15 protein-coding genes and 2 pseudogenes are annotated in these 16990 nt (G+C 57.0%); 10 read left to right on the plus strand and 7 right to left on the minus strand.

From position 1 onward, the window contains the following. Positions 1-266: 266 nt before the first annotated feature. The 6 genes from HX783_RS30395 (at position 267) to HX783_RS29685 (ending at position 5122) form a co-directional block, all read left to right on the plus strand. The gene (locus tag HX783_RS30395; protein ID WP_371317723.1) at positions 267-464 is read left to right on the plus strand and encodes an MFS transporter; all 198 of its coding nucleotides are present in this window, start codon (positions 267-269) and stop codon (positions 462-464) included. A gap of 74 nt (positions 465-538) precedes the next feature. Then, on the plus strand, positions 539-1420 hold the full coding sequence (locus tag HX783_RS29665) for an MFS transporter (protein WP_371317724.1): 882 nt from the start codon (positions 539-541) through the stop codon (positions 1418-1420). Positions 1421-1735: 315 nt separating this feature from the next. Next, entirely contained in the window at positions 1736-2212 is a 477-nt protein-coding gene (locus HX783_RS29835) for a hypothetical protein (protein WP_218172952.1), read from the plus strand. A gap of 320 nt (positions 2213-2532) precedes the next feature. Next, complete coding sequence (ttdA, locus tag HX783_RS29675; protein WP_177019231.1) at positions 2533-3432, plus strand: L(+)-tartrate dehydratase subunit alpha; 900 nt, start codon at positions 2533-2535, stop codon at positions 3430-3432. Then, entirely contained in the window at positions 3429-4037 is a 609-nt protein-coding gene (gene ttdB, locus HX783_RS29680; protein WP_177019232.1) for a L(+)-tartrate dehydratase subunit beta, read from the plus strand. The genes ttdA and ttdB overlap by 4 nt, the downstream gene beginning before the upstream one ends. Positions 4038-4255: 218 nt before the next feature. Further along, positions 4256-5122, plus strand: coding sequence for an oxaloacetate decarboxylase (locus HX783_RS29685; RefSeq protein ID WP_177019233.1), 867 nt, complete (start codon positions 4256-4258; stop codon positions 5120-5122). A 46-nt stretch (positions 5123-5168) separates the two neighbouring features. Here the strand turns inward: HX783_RS29685 and HX783_RS29690 are convergent, their stop codons facing one another. Further along, positions 5169-6509 (minus strand): dicarboxylate/amino acid:cation symporter, encoded by a 1341-nt coding sequence (locus HX783_RS29690; protein ID WP_177019234.1) that lies wholly within the window; start codon positions 6507-6509, stop codon positions 5169-5171. Between the two features lie 94 nt (positions 6510-6603). Next, positions 6604-7668, minus strand: coding sequence for a tartrate dehydrogenase (locus HX783_RS29695; RefSeq protein ID WP_177019235.1), 1065 nt, complete (start codon positions 7666-7668; stop codon positions 6604-6606). A 133-nt stretch (positions 7669-7801) separates the two neighbouring features. On the opposite strand from HX783_RS29695, the gene HX783_RS29700 reads away from it, so the two are divergent. Then, positions 7802-8722 (plus strand): LysR family transcriptional regulator, encoded by a 921-nt coding sequence (locus tag HX783_RS29700; RefSeq protein ID WP_177019236.1) that lies wholly within the window; start codon positions 7802-7804, stop codon positions 8720-8722. A 172-nt stretch (positions 8723-8894) separates the two neighbouring features. On the opposite strand, the gene HX783_RS29705 is transcribed toward HX783_RS29700, so the two are convergent. From HX783_RS29705 to HX783_RS29720, 4 genes are all read right to left on the minus strand, one after another. After that, positions 8895-10247, minus strand: coding sequence for a dicarboxylate/amino acid:cation symporter (locus HX783_RS29705; protein ID WP_177019237.1), 1353 nt, complete (start codon positions 10245-10247; stop codon positions 8895-8897). A 102-nt stretch (positions 10248-10349) separates the two neighbouring features. Continuing rightward, positions 10350-11408, minus strand: coding sequence for a tartrate dehydrogenase (locus HX783_RS29710; protein ID WP_177019238.1), 1059 nt, complete (start codon positions 11406-11408; stop codon positions 10350-10352). A gap of 189 nt (positions 11409-11597) precedes the next feature. Beyond that, positions 11598-12740: a glycerate kinase gene (locus tag HX783_RS29715; RefSeq protein ID WP_177019239.1), complete on the minus strand. Its 1143-nt coding sequence runs from the start codon at positions 12738-12740 to the stop codon at positions 11598-11600. A 108-nt stretch (positions 12741-12848) separates the two neighbouring features. After that, positions 12849-13946 carry a sugar diacid recognition domain-containing protein gene (locus tag HX783_RS29720; RefSeq protein WP_177019240.1) on the minus strand — a complete coding sequence of 366 codons (1098 nt, stop codon included), beginning with the start codon at positions 13944-13946 and terminating at the stop codon, positions 12849-12851. A 375-nt stretch (positions 13947-14321) separates the two neighbouring features. Here HX783_RS29720 and eno point away from each other — a divergent pair, with 375 nt between their 5' ends. Then, positions 14322-15620: a phosphopyruvate hydratase gene (gene eno, locus HX783_RS29725; RefSeq protein WP_177019241.1), complete on the plus strand. Its 1299-nt coding sequence runs from the start codon at positions 14322-14324 to the stop codon at positions 15618-15620. Positions 15621-15672: 52 nt separating this feature from the next. Then, positions 15673-16437, plus strand: coding sequence for a fumarylacetoacetate hydrolase family protein (locus HX783_RS29730; RefSeq protein WP_177019242.1), 765 nt, complete (start codon positions 15673-15675; stop codon positions 16435-16437). On the opposite strand, the pseudogene HX783_RS29735 reads toward HX783_RS29730, so the two are convergent. Further along, positions 16395-16799, minus strand: a pseudogene (locus HX783_RS29735) (LysR substrate-binding domain-containing protein); the annotation flags it as partial. The gene HX783_RS29730 and the pseudogene HX783_RS29735 sit on opposite strands and share 43 nt — an antisense overlap. Between HX783_RS29735 and HX783_RS29840 the strand changes: the two are divergent. Then, positions 16789-16990: pseudogene (locus HX783_RS29840) on the plus strand (hypothetical protein); the annotation flags it as partial. The pseudogenes HX783_RS29735 and HX783_RS29840 overlap by 11 nt on opposite strands.

A 16990-nucleotide genomic window follows, 5' to 3' on the forward strand; every position in this document is an offset into this window, starting at 1 on the left:
TGTTGGCTATTTTTGCAGTGGCTCCCTAGGATATCCAATAGGTGAATAGCAGCTAATGGCTGGAGCGTTGGTCGCCCCTGTCTCAGATACCCCGGCACCACCCAACGAACACAGAAGTCTCGAGAAACCCACGAGATCCGTGCTTGAGACTTTTGTAAGCGCTGAATCTGATGGGCTGCTGCCAACACGCTTGCACATCGACAATTACATCTCGTCGGGCGTGTTAAATAATTTGTTACCTGGTGTTCCAGATAATCAGAGGTTGGGTGAGTGACCACTTTGGCGCCAAGCGCACTTTGGTGGTGTGCGGCTTGATCTGGGCTGCCGCCACGGTGCTGACCGGTCTGGCAGGTGGCTTCGTTTCACTTCTGGTGGCCAGGGTGCTCCTGGGTCTTGGCGAAGGTGCGACCTTTCCAGCAGCAACTGCGGCGATGTCTCGTTGGGTAGCTGTCAACACCGGTTGAAAACTGACCCCGGTGGGTCAGTTTTGCATCGGTACTGACAGGTAGCCAAGGAGCGACGCGGCTTTGCCCAAGGCATCACACACGCCTTCGCCCGTCTAGGGAATGCGCTGGCTCCCGCAGCCACGATCGCCGTCATGGCTGCCTGCGGCTGGCGTGAGTCGTTCTATGTGTGCGCAGGCATCAGCTTTGTCTGGGTAATGCTGTGGATGCTGGTGTTCACCGAGCAACCGAAAGACCCCCCTCAGATCACCGAAGCGGAGCTGTCCAAACTGCCGCCAAGCAAACCTAAAAGCAGCCTTGTCCTGCCTTGGAGACGACTGTTCAAGCGCATGGCGCCGGTGACGATCGTGTACTTCTGCTACGGATGGACGCTATGGCTGCTGTTGAGCTGGGTGCCTATGTACTTCATGAACATGGGCATGGATCTGAAAAACACCGCGATATTTTCCTCCACCGTATTTTTTGGTGGCGTGGTGGGCGACACCCTGGGCGGCATTGTCAGTGACCGTATCTACAAGCGCACGGGCAACCTCAATAAGGCACGCAGCCTGATGGTTGCATTTTGCCTGTCACTGACACTGATCGCACTGCTTCCTCTTATGTTCACCCACGACATGTATGTGTCTCTAGCGTGCCTCGCCGTTGCGTTCTTCTTCTCCGAAATGACCATCGGGCCCATGTGGGCCATCCCGATGGATATCGCTCCTGATCATTGCGGCACTGCCAGCGGCATGATGAACACCGGCTCTGCCATGGCCGCCATCATCAGCCCGGTGGCATCCGGCCTGCTGATCGACAAGTTCGGCAATTGGGAACTGCCCTTCATGGTGAGCATTGTTCTCCTGGCGATCGGCGTAATCCTGTCATTCCGCATGAAACCGCAGAACAAGTTCCAATACACCAGCCCGCCCAAACCTCTAGCAACCCCCGCGAGCCCCGCAGCAATCACTAAATGATCCCTCTTGAGCAGCTATGGAGTAAACCATGACACTGGCTTCCCCTCCTCATCGCCTGGCACAACTGTTGGTGCAAGCCCAGCGTGAACACAGCCCTCTGACAGAGCTTGATGCAGCGCTGCAGCCGAGAGACAAACTATCGGCCTACCAAACCCAAGAAGAAATTTTCCGCCTCAACGCTTTTGAAACGGGTGGGTGGAAGATTGGTTCCAAATCTGCGACCGGCCCGGTGCAGGGTTCGCCCTTGCCGAAAAGCTGCCTGTTTGCGTCTGCAAGCACATTTGCCCGGAGCGAGCACGCCCTGGAGGACTGGAGTTGGAAATCGCCTTTCGCTTCGGGTGCGCCTTCGCCCCTCGCGAAGCGCCGTATAGCGAAGAGGAGGTGTTGGGTGGCATTCACGAGATGGCAGCAACCATTGAGATTGTGTCCAGCCGCTTCGCCGCCTTCCCAGCGGTAGATCCTCTGACACAACTCGCAGACCTGCTAAACCACGGTGCATTAGTGGTCGGTCAATTCGTGCCTTACCAAGCCGATTTCGACTTCTTGCACCCATCGCTGTCCTTCACGCTCAACGATCAAAGCATCGTCCCCTCGGTCATCGCCAATCCGGCGGGCGATCCGCGCCGGTTGCTGACCTGGCTAGTCAATCACCACACCGAGCAAGGCAAAAAGCTCAGGGAAGGATTTGTGATCACCACGGGCTCTTATACCGGCATGCATTTCGCCCAGACATCAGGCTCGGTGGAAGGCCGAATTCACGGCTTACCGGGCGTGTCATTAAAGTTGACCTGACGTTTTCTCCTCTCCCCTGCGTAGTCCAAGGCTGCGACCATCCTCTGCCCCCGCCGCACTCACAAAACGTCGGCCCAACCATGGCCGACGTTTGCCCTTAGCCCTACTCATAGTGCCCCCTCATTATTAACCCACAGGAACTATTGTAATAACCGCAACCCTATTAAATCATTTTTAGAAAGCTGGTAATTTTAACTCAGTGCAATAACCACACGAACTGCAGGGCATACATACCTGTATTTGCAATGCACGTCCGAGGGTTTCACCAGCAAACCCAGCGACAGATAAACCAAGCCTTGAGATGCACTGAGGAGAATAAGATGGATAAAGAATCAGCCGTTGATTCGCTAACTGATGTAATGGCCAAATTCACGGCCTACATTGGTAAGCGCCTGCCTACTGATGTTAAGAAGAAAACCGCGCAACTGCGCGCCGCGGAAACCAACCCGCTGGCCATCGCCGTCTACGACTCCATGGCGGAAAACCAGGATTACGCTGACAAGCTGGATCGTCCCAGCTGCCAGGACACTGGGGTCATCCAGTACTTCATCAGCGCCGGTGCACGCTTCCCGCTGCTGGGTGAACTGGAGAGCATCCTGGAGAACGCCACCAAGGAAGCCACCATCAAGGGCCCGCTGCGTCACAACGCAGTAGAAACCTTCATTGAGAAAAACACCGGTACCAACACTGGTTCGAAAATCCCATGGCTGGACTGGGAAATCATTCCCGATGCCGACTATGCGCTGATCGACGTGTACATGGCCGGTGGCGGCTGCACCCTGCCCGGCTCGGCCAAAGTGCTGATGCCTGGTCAAGGCTATGAAGGCGTGACTGAGTTCGTCTTCGACGTGATCACCTCCCGCGGTGTCAACGCCTGTCCGCCCCTGTTGGTGGGTGTAGGCGTGTCAACTTCGGTGGAAACTGCTGCGCGCCTGTCCAAGCGCGCCATCCTGCGCCCGGTCGACTCCAGCCACCCCAATGCCAGCGCAGCACTGATGGAACAACTGCTGGAAGAAGGCTTGAATGAAGTCGGCATCGGCCCTCAGGGCCTGACCGGCAATAGCAGCGTAATGGGCGTGAACATCGAGTCTTCGGCTCGCCACCCCTCCACTATCGGTGTGGCCGTATCCACTGGTTGCTGGGCACACCGCCGCGGCAAGATCCGTATCAACGCTGACCTTTCCTACGACATCCTCTCCCACGAAGGAGTAGTACTGTGATTAAAGTCCTTAATACCCCTATCAAGGACGAGGATCTGGCCGACCTCAACGTGGGCGATGTGGTCTACCTGACCGGCCAACTGGTGACCTGCCGCGACGTGGCTCACCGCCGGTTGATCGAACTCAAGCGTGAGCTGCCAGTAGACTTGCGTGGTGGTGCAATTTTCCACGCAGGCCCCATCGTACGGAAAAAGGACGATGGCAGTTTCGAGATGGTCTCCATTGGCCCGACTACCAGCATGCGCATGGAGAAATTCGAGAAACAGTTCATCGAAGAAACCGGCGTCAAGATGATCATCGGCAAGGGTGGCATGGGGCCGGAGACTACTGCCGGCTGCCTTGAGAACAAGGCTGTTCACGCAGTATTCCCAGGTGGCTGCGCCGTGTTGGCTGCAACCAAGGTGGAAGAAATCGAGCGCGCAGAATGGCAAGACTTGGGCATGCCGGAAACTTTGTGGGTGAACCGGGTACGCGAGTTCGGCCCGCTGATCATCTCCATCGATACCAAGGGCAACAACCTGTTCGAACAGAACAAGGTGCGTTTCAATGACCGCAAAGGCGCGATCATTGAAAAGATCAACGCCCAGGTACGCTTTATCAAATGATCCGGCGGGGCGGCCAGGTGATTCACACACTCCGCCCTTCCGAGACACCCAGCAATGCCAGCGCCCACGCAGCGCTGGTATGGCATCGCTGCCCGTCCTTCGGGCAGCACCCTTCCCCACGCAGCCCCAGGTGTACTTGAACAGTGCGCCGTGTTTCGTATCGCCTGCACCCGTCTCGCCTGGACTGCCAGTTTTCCACCACAGACTCAGACACCATCATGCATAACGCCAGTCACCACGAACTGCGAAACGCTTTCCAAACCCTGCTTGCCGGGCCCTTTTGCTACCACACTGCTTCTGTTTTCGATCCGCTGTCTGCTCGCATGGCTGCAGATCTGGGCTTTGAGGTAGGTATACTCGGCGGCTCTGTCGCCTCCCTGCAGGTACTGGGAGCTCCCGATGTTGCACTTATTACGCTGAGTGAGTTCGCCGAACAGGCCACCCGCATCGGGCGAGTGGCGCGCCTGCCAATTATTGTCGATGCCGACCATGGCTACGGAAATGCACTCAACGCCATGCGCGCCGTCGCGGAGCTGGAGCGCGCAGGCGTTGCCGGCCTGACGCTTGAGGACACGGTGCTTCCGGCGCAGTTCGGATGCAAGCCCAGCGACCTGATCAGCCTCCAAGAAGCAGTCGGTAAACTGCGCGCTGCATTGCGTGCGCGTCAGGATCCATCGCTGGCGATTATCGCCCGCACGCATGCCGGCGCGCAGCCGCTGGCCGATGTGGTTGATCGGATACGCTCTTATGAGGACGCTGGCGCGGACGCTATTTGCCTGGTAGGAGTCAACGATGCCGAACATCTGCATGCCATTGCTGAAACGGCAAGCATTCCTTTGATGTTGGTAACCTACGGCAACCCAGCGCTAAGCGACGATAACCTGATGGCGGAGTTGGGAGTGCGCATTGTGGTTGACGGTCACGCGCCCTATTTTGCGGCAATCAAAGCTACCTACGAACGCCTCCGCCAACAGCGTGGCTTAAGCGTTGAAGAATACTACGATGCATCAGCTCTGGCAGCCCACTACGCAGGGACTGATACATATATGGCTTGGGGCCGAGACTATTTGAAGCTACCGAAATAAAAAAAGGCCGTCGCCCGCAAAGGGCGACGGCCTTGGCATTACAACGTCAACCTCTCTTGGCGACCTTTTCTTCATCACCAGGACAAGCCTGCCCTTGACGGGTTTCGACTGGCAGGGACACTGCACTGGGTGGGGCTTCGTCCCCCTCCAGCACCTTGTGCAACTTCGCGGTATCCAACGCCCCTACCCACTTGGCAATCACCAGAGTGCCGACGCCATTGCCGATCGTGTTGGTCAACGCCCTAGCACCGGACATGAAGCGATCCACCCCTAGCAACAAGACCATACCCGACACGGGAATGGTGCCCAGCGACGCCAACGTGGCAGCCAGGATAATGAATCCCGACCCACTGACCCCTGCTGACCCTTTTGAGGTGAACATCAGCACGCCCAGGACGATCAGCTGATCCGTAAGCGTCAGAGGCGTGTTGGTCGCCTGAGCGATAAAGATAGCAGCGATGGTGTAGTAGATCGCCTGCCCGTCAGGGTTGAAGCTCAATCCTGCTGGCACCATCATCCCAGCCACTGGCTTGGAACATCCCGCACGCTCCATTTTGGTGATCAACTGAGGTACCACCGATTCGGAGGAGCTAGTGCCCAGTACGGTCAAAAGCTCATCCTTCAGGTAACGCAGTAGTTTCCACAAGCTGAAGCCCGAGTATCGGCAGATGGGCCCCAGCACTAAGATTACGAACAGGATGCACGTCAGATAAACACAGCCCATCAGTTTGCCCAGGGAGAACATAGAACCCAGACCGTACTTGCCGACCGTGAAGGCCATTGCTCCGAACGCACCGATGGGCGCCAGGCGCATGACCATGTTGACGATGTTAAACATGCCTCGCATCAAGCTATCCATCACATCGATGAAGGGCTTGGCGCGCGGGCCGGCGTTGGCCAAGGCGATACCCAGCAGGATCGAGAACATCAGGATCTGAAGAACGTTACCTTTGGCGAATGCATCAACCACCGTATCCGGGATGATACCTAGCAAAAAGCCTGTCACAGAGCTGTGCTGGCTCGCCGACGTGTACACCGCAATACTGGAAGTATCCAAGGTCTTGGGGTCGATGTTCATGCCCACGCCTGGCTTCAGCGCGTTCACCACCACCAACCCGATGGCCAAGGCCAACGTCGACAACACCTCGTAGTACACCAGAGCACGGGCACCCACACGCCCTAGTTCCTTCATGTTCTCCATACTGGCGATGCCGCTGACCACGGTCAGGAAAATCACCGGAGCCAACAGCATCTTGATCAACTTGATGAAGCCATCGCCCAGAGGCGCCAAAGCTTCTCCGGTCGCCGGCAAGACCGCACCAACGACGACACCTAGTACAACGGCGACTAGCACCTGTACATAAAGCTTGCTTAGTAGACGTTTCATTTTTAGTCCTGATTTTTATAGTTGTCAGGAAATACCCAGGCCCACGTCGCGATTGCGCGTGGCCTGGAAGCTTTTTCACGGTTGAGAGGGGGGGTTAGGCGTGGCGCTTGATTAGCTCGATGACGGCGTCAGTCACCTGTCGCGTTGTCGCAGTGCCACCCAAGTCAGGGGTATGCACGCCCGCTTCGGTGACGGCCTCGATAGCCGACATCAGCTGTTTGGCAGCGGCTGGTTCACCCAGATGCTCAAGCATCATGGCGGCAGTCCAGAAGGTGGCGATCGGGTTGGCCACACCTTTGCCGGTAATGTCGAAGGCCGAGCCGTGGATCGGCTCGAACATCGATGGGAATTTCTTGCTTGGGTTGAGGTTGGCCGTAGGCGCAATACCCAGGCTACCCGACAGCGCTGCAGCCAGGTCGGAGAGGATGTCGGCGTGCAGGTTGGTGGCCACGATCACGTCCAGGGTCGACGGCTTGAGCACCATGCGCGTGGTGACTGCGTCCACCAGTTCCTTGTCGATCTTGACGTCCGGGAAGTCCTTCGCCACCTCGTAGAAAATCTCATCCCACAGCACCATGCCGTGACGCTGGGCGTTGGACTTGGTCACCATGGTCAGATGCTTGCGCGGCCGGGTGCGCGCCAGCTCGAAAGCGAAACGGTGGATACGTTCAACGCCTGCACGGGTGAACACGGAAACCTCGGTAGCCACCTCTTCCGGCAGACCGCGGTGCACACGACCACCGTTACCTGAGTACTCCCCTTCGGAGTTCTCGCGGATCACTACCCAATCGATCTCGTGGCCGTTGTGCAGCGGGCTTTTCACCCCAGGTAATACGCGCGCTGGGCGCACGTTGGCGTACTGGTCAAAGCCCTGGCAGATTGGCAAGCGCAGGCCCCACAGGGACACGTGATCCGGCACATTGAGCGCGCCGACCGCACCGAAGAAAATCGAATCGAACGTCTTCAGCTCCTCCAGCCCACCCTCGGGGATGTAGTAGCCATTCTTAAGGAAGTTGTCGGAGTTCCAGTCAAAGTGCTTGAAGTCCAGGGCGAAGGTACCGGAACGCTGGGCCAAGGCTTTCAACACCTCGACGCCGGCATCGATCACTTCCACGCCAATACCATCACCAGGAACTGCAGCAATCTTGTAAGTCTTCATCGTGACTCCACTCGTTTTTTGAAGCCTCTGTGAACACAAGGGGGTGTTCAATCGAGGGCTGGGTGGAGTATATGTAGTGAGCCTAAAGCGATGGTTAACCTGAAATAACGAGACAATTAACCTGGAGTAACGAATGAACAGCGCCCAAGACTTGGGTTTTTTTCACTTGCTGGCCAAACAAGGTAGCCTTGTGGCCACAGCAAGGGAGCTGGGCGTGACGCCGCCAGCCGTGAGCAAGCGACTTGCCGCACTGGAGGCGAGGCTGGGCGTAAGGCTAGTTAACCGTACTACTCGCTCGATGAGCCTCACTGCGGAGGGCGAGTTGTACTACGCACAGGTTGCCCGAATCCTCACTCAAATCGATGAGGTTGAGCAGCTTGTCAGCAGCACCCGAGGCACCCCCAAGGGACTACTTCGGGTGAACGCCTCATTGGGTTTTGGCCGTCGGCACATTGGCCCAGCGCTAGCGGCGTTCTACGCCCGCTATCCCGAAGTCGAGATCCAGTTGGAAATCAGTGACCACCCCCTGGATCTCACTACCCACGGCTTCGACCTAGGTATCCGCTTCGGCACCTTGCCAGATGCCACGCTCCACGCGCGGAAGATTGCTTCCAACCGTCGACTGCTGTGTGCATCGCCGCTGTACCTGGAAAAATACGGCGTACCGGAAAAACTCACCGATCTGCAGAACCACAATTGCATTTTCATTCGCCAAAATGAGTCGCCTTATGGCGTATGGGCTTTCAGCAATGGTTCACGCACGGAAAACATCAAGGTGCATGGTGCCCTAGGCTGCAACGATGGCGAGGTTGCTCTCAATTGGGCGCTGGAGGGCTACGGCCTACTGCTGCGCGCCGAATGGGACATTGCCAAATATGTGCGCAGCGGCAGGCTACGCCTGGTGATGGAAGACCATACACCTACCCGGGCAGATGTGTACGCGGTTTACCCTCAACAGCTGCACATGTCGGCGCGGGTTCGTAGCCTGATCGACTTTTTGATCGAACGTTTCCGCCACATCGATAACATCGCCGACAGGGATACCACTTCGTAGTCACCGCCAGACTGCACCATAAAACCCCGTCGCCCCCTCTTGGCAGGCGACGCTGCCACGGCGGCAGGCCCAGTGCGGTCGAGGCCCGCTGGGCGTCGAGTACAAGTGCGTGGTACAAGAAAAAAAGCCACGAGTCCTGACGGAGCTCGTGGCCAAATGAACCACCATGAAACTAGCTACGAGTGACGACCTTCGTTGCAGCCAATGAAGAGGAGGCATCAGGCTGCAGGGCAAAACCGGCAGGTTTGACCGCTACAGGTTCCTCGACTTCCTCATCTTTGCCCTCCAGTGCGCGGTTGAGTTTTGCCATATCCAGTGCCCCTACCCATTTGGCAATCGCCAAGGTGCCCACACCATTGCCGATGGTATTGGTGATGGCGCGGGCCTCCGACATAAAGCGGTCTACACCTAGAAGCAGCACCATACCCGACACCGGAATCTTGCCCAGCGAAGCCAGGGTCGCCGCCAGAATGATGAACCCCGAGCCGCTGACACCCGCCGACCCCTTGGAGGTAAACATCAGTACTGCCAGCACGATCAACTGGTCGGTGAGAGTGAGCGGCGTATTTGTGGCCTGGGCGATGAAGATGGCAGCAATGGTGTAGTAGATGGCCTGGCCGTCGGGGTTGAAGCTCAAACCGGCGGGAATCATCATGCCGGCCACAGGCTTCGAGCACCCTGCCCGCTCCATCTTGGTGATCATCTGCGGCAGCACCGACTCCGAGGAGCTGGTGCCTAGCACGGTGAAAAGTTCTTCTTTGATAAAGCGCAAGAACTTCCACAGGCTGAACCCGCTGTACCGGCAGATCGGCCCCAGGATGAAGATCACGAACACCACACAGGTCAGGTACACGCAGGCCATCAACTTGCCCAGCGAGAACATCGAGCCGAAGCCGTACTTACCGATGGTAAAGGCAATCGCCCCGAACGCGCCGATGGGCGCCAGACGCATCACCATGTTGACGATGTTGAACATGCCCTTCATGAGGCTGTCGATCACGTCGATGAAGATCCTGGCACGTGGGCCTGCGTTAGCCAGCGCCACCCCTAGCAGGATGGAGAACAGCAGGATCTGCAGAACATTGCCCTGGGCGAACGCCCCGACGATGGTGTCAGGAATGATGCTCAGGATGAAGTCCATGAACGAGTTGTGCGGCGCTTGCGTGGTGTAGGTGGCGATGCTGGAAGTGTCCAATGCCTTGGCATCGATGTTCATACCGGCACCAGGCTTGAATACATCTACCACGATCAACCCGATCGCCAATGCCAGCGTCGAGACAACTTCGAAGTAGAGCAAGGCGCGCACGCCAACGCGACCCAGCTCTTTCATGTTTTCCATGCGCGCGATGCCGCTGACGACGGTGAGGAAGATTACCGGTGCGAGCAACATTTTGATGAGTTTGATGAAGCCGTCACCAATAGGCTTGAGCGAGGTCGCTGTTTCAGGCAACAGCACGCCGACGATGGCGCCCAGCACCACGGCTATGAGTACTTGGACGTAGAGTTTGCTAAGGATGCGTTTCATGACAGTCCCTGATTTTTATTGTTGTCAGGAGAACCCAGGAGTGCAGCCTGCTATGGCTGCCTCCACGGCTCTGTAGAGTAGTAGGTCGCGATGGCTGACGGATCAGCGCTTTATCAACTCAATGACCGCATCGGTCACTTGTCGTGTAGTCGCAGTGCCACCCAGGTCAGGGGTATGCACGCCCGCTTCGGTGACGGCCTCGATAGCCGACATCAGCTGTTTGGCAGCGGCTGGTTCACCCAGATGCTCAAGCATCATGGCGGCAGTCCAGAAGGTTGCGATCGGGTTGGCCACGCCCTTGCCGGTAATGTCGAAGGCCGAACCGTGGATCGGCTCGAACATCGATGGGAATTTCTTGCTTGGATTGAGGTTGGCCGTAGGCGCAATACCCAGACTACCCGACAGCGCTGCAGCCAGGTCGGAGAGGATGTCGGCGTGCAGGTTGGTGGCCACGATCACGTCCAGGGTCGATGGCTTGAGCACCATGCGCGTGGTAACGGCGTCCACCAGTTCCTTGTCGACCTTGACGTCCGGGAAGTCCTTCGCCACTTCGTAGAAGATCTCGTCCCACAGCACCATGCCGTGGCGCTGGGCGTTGGATTTGGTCACCATGGTCAGGTGCTTGCGCGGCCGGGTGCGAGCCAGCTCGAAAGCGAAGCGGTGGATACGTTCAACGCCTGCACGGGTGAACACGGAAACCTCGGTAGCCACCTCTTCCGGCAGACCGCGGTGTACGCGACCACCGTTACCTGAGTACTCGCCTTCGGAGTTCTCGCGGATCACCACCCAGTCGATCTCGTGGCCGTTGTGCAGCGGGCTTTTCACCCCAGGCAATACGCGCGCTGGGCGCACGTTGGCGTACTGGTCGAAGCCTTGGCAGATCGGCAGGCGCAAGCCCCACAGGGACACGTGATCCGGCACGTTGAGCGCGCCGACCGCGCCGAAGAAGATCGAATCGAAAGTCTTCAGCTCCTCCAATCCACCTTCCGGGATGTAGTAGCCGTTCTTGAGAAAGTTGTCGGAGTTCCAGTCAAAGTGCTTGAAGTCCAGGGCGAAGGTACCGGAGCGCTGGGCCAAGGCTTTCAACACCTCGACGCCGGCGTCGATCACCTCCACGCCAATACCATCACCAGGAACTGCAGCAATTTTGTAAGTATTCATCGTCAACTCCACTCACTTGTTTTTGTACACCTACGAAGGAGAGCCGCAGGTTTGTGGAGTGACTATAGGGAATACCCAAGTGCTGATGGTTAACTCAAAATCACTACATAATTAACTTTTTTTCATGAATAATTATTTAAGCAGCGCATCTCAATCCGCCCAACCCGATCATCCTTGGTCTAATGGAGCTCAACGCTCATCGCGGCCAATGCTCCACAGACGAGCAATGTCACCCGCCCGCTCCTGAAGCAACCGAGGGGCATGCCGGCAGGCTTGTGCCAACGTCATCGGGCCAGATACCAACGCGAAGGCTGCATCCACGCCATGTTCGTACAGCGCTTGGTAACCATCCCCGAGCGTTCCGGCTAAAATGATGACGGGAGCCAGTTGCTGACGGGCTATCCGAGCAACGCCAACGGGAGTTTTGCCCCGTAAAGTCTGCGCATCGCAGCGCCCCTCCCCCGTGATCACAAGATCTGCTCCGGTCATCTTTTCAGCTAGTCCAACAAGCTCTGCAACGACCTCAACGCCAGGTCGAAACTCTGCGCACAAGAAAGCCCTAGCAGCGAATCCCATTCCTCCAGCGGCCCCCGCCCCAGGAAAATCGCGCAAGTCCATACCTAGCTCCTCAGCGCAGCAATCAGCGAAATGCGATAAGGCATGATCCAAGGCTTCGAGCTGTAGCGGAGTTGCCCCCTTCTGGCGACCAAACGTAAAGGATGCTCCATGAGGGCCGCACAGAGGATTATCAACATCTGCGGCCACCTCGAATGATACGGATTGCAACCGATGATCCAGACGCTGGAGATCTATTCGAGTCAACGCGGAAAGCCCTAGTCCTCCATCTGGAATTTCATTTCCCGACTCATCTAGCAACCGAGCCCCTAAAGCCTGGAGCATGCCTGCCCCGCCGTCATTCGTGGCACTCCCGCCAATTGTCAGAATCACTTTTTGGGCACCCGCGTGCATAGCTTCTCGAATCAGCTGTCCGGTTCCAAATGACGAGCTTTTGCATGCATCGCGCTGCTGCAGTGGTACCCGTTGCAAACCACTAGCTTCCGCCATCTCAATAATCGCAGTGCGGGATTGGGCTATCCATCCCCAGCGCGCCGTGACCTGTGTACCTAACGGCCCACGAACGACAGCGCGTCTGCTTTCGCCTTCCATGACAGCCAAAATCGCATCTACGGTACCTTCGCCACCATCGGCCATTGGGCACAGTACCAGTTCAGCGTGTGGCAGAATTTCGGCAATACCCCGTGCAATCGCGCTGGCGACCTCTTGAGCACTTAGGCTGTCCTTGAAGGAATCGGGGGCAATTACAATTTTCATGAGCGCTCTCCGGCGATTAGGGAAGCTCATGGTGACACCTGCTGACAGGGCACGCTCCAGCCTACAGCACAAGCTGGAGTGTCAGCTTTTGTTCATACGCCTAAAGCGCTACGAGCGAGGTGACAGCTGGATAGCCAGGTACAGGGAGGTGATATCGTCGAGCCTGTTCAAATCCAAATTGCTGATTTCAGCAATTTTGTCCATGCGGTAACGCAAGCTGTTGCGGTGCACCCCAAGTGCATCTGCACAATCCTGAATCTGCCCACTATGATCGCACCAGCTTCGCAACGTCTGCATCAGCAGCCCATTACTATCCCTGGCCCGAACCTTATCGAGCACAACCTGTAGCTCCTGGACGGCGTCTTCCTCACGATGGGCCCATAGCAACGCGGGTACTCGGTAGCGCTCAAGGCTCAACAGCCTCTCGCCGGGAATGATCGCCCGACCATACGCGGCTAGCGCTTTAACGCGCTCCATGACCATGCGAGCTCGATGTGCACCTTGGGCAGGTATACCCACAATGATGCGCTCGGCTCGCCACCCATGCGCGTCCAATTTGCAGAGCAATGACTGCGTAGATCCCAGCTGCGCCGAAGGACAGCACCACAGCAACGATTGGGCTGACAGCGGTAATAACCAACTGTCCGCGGTACGCCTCGATAGCCAGTCTCCGATCGGCGCTGTAGCCGTTTCAGAAACCAACTCAATCAATACAGGGGTTCTCACCAAGTGAGGTTTAAGCCCTATGTGCGCAGCCTCGTCGACCAACCGTGCCGAAGCGCTAGACTCGCCTAGCAGCAGTGCCAAAAGATCCTCACTTCGCTGTTGGCGCCACTGCCGTTCAACTTCACGATGGCGCTCGCTGACCAGCATTTCCGCCGTCATGCGAAGCAGCTGCGCATACGTACGTAGCTCTTCCGGAATGCCAGTGAGCCCCAATACCCCGATTAGCCGTTCATCATGCATGAGCGGCAAATTGATCCCTGGTTGAACACCTTTGAGGCATGCCGCCGAGGACTCATCAAGTTCGACAATCCGCTGGTTGGCCAGGACGAGTTGCGCGCCTTCGTGCCTGGTGTCTATACGCTCGTGCTCACCGCTTCCAAGGATCAGCCCTTGGCTGTCCATGACGTTTACGTTGCACGGCAGAATCGCCATCGCGCGGTCGACAATATTTTGTGCAAGCTCGTGGCTCAGTTCAAACATGATGTTGATCTCTGGCGATCGTAGGAGGAGACCGACCCTCCTCAATTCCATAATGCGGACAGGTCTTCAGGGATTGCAAACCAAAACACACAGCTGCACCTCACTGTTCATTTTCACAATACCTACCGCCAGGTCTTGTGTATGCGCCTAAAGGAATCACCAAACGCCAGGAGTAGCCTGCGGCAAGGTTTGCTTCCTTCCGTCACACATTGAGTGAACAGCCATGAGTTCGAGCACGCTTCCTGCGCCATCCCGCCCTGCTGATCAACCCTACCAATGGCCTCGTGATTTTGACATTCGCGCCCACCGGGCCGAACAGCAAGAACTCCAGGTGCCCAGTAGCAAGAGCCTTAACCCAGTGACAGGAGACTGCCAATGAGCCCTGCGCCTTCTACCATTCTGGGTGTGCAAGCCATGGAGATCCTCGACTCGCGCGGCAATCCGACCGTCGAAGCTGTAGTGACGTTAGCGAGTGGCATAACTGGCCAAGCCAGCGTCCCGTCGGGCGCATCGACAGGCTCAAGGGAAGCGTTAGAACTGCGCGACGGCGGCGATCGCTACCTGGGTAAAGGCGTGCTTAACGCCATCAGCCATGTGAACGGCGCCATCAACAGGTGCATCCAAGGCCTTGATGCAAGTGCCCAGCAGACAGTGGACAACGCTTTGATCGCCCTCGATGGCACGGCTGCCAAGACTGTCTTAGGCGCGAATGCCACGCTGGCAGTGTCCCTGGCCACCGCCCGTGCGGCTGCAAACGAAAAAGGTCTAGAACTGTTCGAACACCTTGCCACTCTGTTCGGAAACCCGGGCGAATACACCCTGCCTCAGCCCATGATGAACATCCTCAACGGGGGGGAGCATGCCGACAACAATGTCGACATCCAGGAGTTCATGATCCAGCCGGTGTCGGCGAAATCGTTCAGCGACGCCCTTCGCATGGGTGCGGAAATCTTTCATACCCTGAAGATTGTTTTACGTGAGCAAGGGCTTAGCACCTCCGTCGGCGATGAAGGTGGCTTCGCCCCCTCACTTGCCTCCAACGAAGACGCGCTGAAAGTCATTGAACAGGCCGTGACTCGCGCAGGATATTCGATGGGCAAGGACGTAACGCTAGCCTTGGACTGTGCAGCATCAGAATTCTTCGGCGAGGGCTCGTACCACTTGGAGGGCGAGGGCCGTCACTATGATTCAACCGGCTTCGTCGACTACCTAAAAGGCTTGTGCGAGCGCTATCCCATCACCTCTATCGAAGATGGTATGGACGAAAGCGATTGGGCTGGTTGGCGCACACTCACCCAGACCCTGGGTGCACGGGTGCAGTTGGTCGGCGACGATCTATTCGTGACCAACACTCGGATTTTGCGCGAAGGCATCGAGCAGGGAATCGCTAACTCGATCTTGATCAAGTACAACCAGATCGGGACGCTGACCGAGACCTTCGACGCCATCCGCATGGCCCAAAAAGCAGGCTATACCGCAGTGATCTCGCATCGTTCTGGGGAGACCGAGGACACCTTCATCGCTGACCTCGCCGTTGCAACCAGAGCCGGACAAATCAAAACGGGCTCGCTATGCCGCTCTGATCGAGTGGGCAAATACAACCGTCTTCTGCGCATCCAAGCATTACTCGCCGACGGCGCAGTTTATGCCGGACGCCCAGCCCATCGGGCGTAACCGTTCCAGAAAGCCTCTATCGTCTCAAGATCATCCATACCAGGAGCAACACGTGACTACCCGCCCCGCCCCCCTTCAGCTTGCCCACCTGATCGTTGATGCTCAACGAGACGGACGGGAGCTTGAGCAATTGGCTCCAGAGCTGATGCCTAAGGATTTTGCTGACGCCTACCAGACGCAGCAAGAGATTCTACGCCTGCTCGACGCTACAGTTGCCGGCTGGAAGATCGGTTCAAAATCGCCTACCGGCCATATTCAGGGCTCACCACTCCCAAGCGAATGCCTGTTCGCCTCATCGACACATTTTGATCGCGCTGATTTCGGCAAGATGGGCTTCGAGCTGGAGATTGCATTTCGCTTCGGTCGTGACTTCTTACCTAGAGCGCAACCCTACTCGCCTGATGAGGTCTTGAACGGGATCGAGAGCATGGCGTCAACCGTGGAAATTGTGACCAGCCACTTTGCGAAATGGCCAAACATTGAGCCGCTATTACAGCTGTCCGACATGCTTAACCACGGTGCCTTGATCGTAGGCGAATTTGTGCCGTTCAATCCCGAATTCGATTTCCTCAAACCTGCTCTTAAACTGACATTTGATGGACAGGATATTACGCCTGCGACCATCGGGAACCCCGCCGGAGACCCTCGGCGCCTGCTGCCTTGGCTTGTCAACCACCACACCACTCAAGGGAGCACCCTACCAGCCGGGCTAGTCATCACTACTGGCACTTACACAGGCGTCTACAACCCGCCTAGCGCTGGTCGACTGGTGGGTCAGATCGAGGGTTTGCCGACTGTGGCGCTTACCGTGTCGTGATGATTGACCCAGTAGCCCGGACGACCATACACCTCTTTCAAGAATGCAATGAAAAACCGCACCTTGGCCGGAAGGTAGTGTTGCTGCGGGTATACGCCCTGAATGTCGTAACTGGGCAAGGCGAACTCGTCCAGCACCGTAGTGAGCTCGCCGCTGGCGAGTTCACTTTGAATCTCCCACAAGGAACGCCAGCAGATACCCAACCCCTGCACTGCCCAGTCGAAAAGCAACTCGCCGTCATTGCAGTACAAATTCCCGGCTACTTTGACCGCAATAGGCTTTCCGTCCTGCTGGAAAGTCCATCCTCGGTGCTGGCCACCTTGGAGATTGAATGCCAGGCAATTGTGCTTGGCATGGTTTTCATTGATTGACTGCGGTCAGATTCAAGCGAGCCAGACGGTGCTGGTGCAAGGTGCCGGTGGCGTCTCGATTTTGGCGGCGCAACTCGCAACCGCGCTTGGCGCTAAGTTAATCGTCACCTCCAGCAACGACGCAAACCTTGAGGCGGTGAAACAGCTTGGTACCTTGGGAACCACTGCAAAAATAGCCAACA

The sequence above is a fragment of the Pseudomonas sp. D2002 genome, assembly GCF_013385735.1.
GTDB lineage: Bacteria > Pseudomonadota > Gammaproteobacteria > Pseudomonadales > Pseudomonadaceae > Aquipseudomonas.